General features: G+C 27.2%; 1 CRISPR repeat array.

The window, feature by feature from the left end:
• The first annotated feature begins 57 nt into the window (after window positions 1–57).
• A CRISPR array of direct repeats spans window positions 58–559; the repeat unit is 31 nt; unit sequence ATAGATAATCAGACCATATTGGAATAGAAAC.
• Window positions 560–614 lie beyond the last annotated feature (55 nt).

The following is a 614-nucleotide window of genomic DNA, read 5'->3' on the forward strand; positions in this document are numbered from 1 at the left end:
ACCATATTGGAATAGAAACCCAGTTGCAACAGGAAAATCAGAATAATATGGGAAATTATAGATAATCAGACCATATTGGAATAGAAACAGAGTAAATATTAGCTTGTTACACTACTTAAATCATAATAGATAATCAGACCATATTGGAATAGAAACTATTATCACCTTTTAATTTAAATTTAAAGTTGTATAAATAGATAATCAGACCATATTGGAATAGAAACATTCGTTAAACCTTATACTAGAATTGTATAAATTTAAATAGATAATCAGACCATATTGGAATAGAAACGAATCTACAATATCCAAACATCCTTCATTCTTATTAATAGATAATCAGACCATATTGGAATAGAAACGCATCAAGAACAATCATTAAATAAGCAAGGTTAAATAGATAATCAGACCATATTGGAATAGAAACTTCTTAAAATCTTTTTTATACTCTCTTATTAACAATATAGATAATCAGACCATATTGGAATAGAAACGGGACAATGTGGTGTTCAATCAAGTAAATATCCTTTAATAGATAATCAGACCATATTGGAATAGAAACCAAATAGAACAATCAAACTTCCCATACACTAATTGATAGATAATCAGACCATATT

The sequence above is a fragment of the Methanobrevibacter sp. UBA417 genome, from assembly GCF_002508845.1.
Classification (GTDB): domain Archaea; phylum Methanobacteriota; class Methanobacteria; order Methanobacteriales; family Methanobacteriaceae; genus Methanobrevibacter_A; species Methanobrevibacter_A acididurans.